Origin of the sequence: Novosphingobium sp. B-7 (genome assembly GCF_000410615.1) — a bacterium.
Taxonomy (GTDB): domain Bacteria; phylum Pseudomonadota; class Alphaproteobacteria; order Sphingomonadales; family Sphingomonadaceae; genus Novosphingobium; species Novosphingobium capsulatum.
This window is the reverse complement of record NZ_APCQ01000655.1, coordinates 1-257: the sequence shown is the minus strand read 5'-3', so window position 1 is coordinate 257 and position 257 is coordinate 1. Positions and strand designations below refer to the sequence as shown.

The window sequence follows — 257 nt, the reverse complement described above, 5'->3', positions numbered from 1 at the left end:
ATCACCTTAGTGAATATATAGCTTTGGTGAAGCGAACCCGGGGAACTGAAACATCTCAGTACCTGGAGGAAAAGACATCAACCGAGATTCCGTTAGTAGTGGCGAGCGAACGCGGACCAGGCCAGTGCCTCATCTTCAACTAGCAGAACTGTCTGGAAAGGCAGGCCATAGCGGGTGATAGCCCCGTATGCGAAAGTGATGGATGAGGCCTCGAGTAGGGCGGGACACGTGAAATCCTGTCTGAACATGGGGGGACC

At 53.3% G+C, this 257-nt stretch carries 1 rRNA gene; it reads left to right on the top strand.

The features are described 5' to 3' along the window. Positions 1-257, top strand: a 23S ribosomal RNA gene (locus H926_RS0106985); the annotation flags it as partial.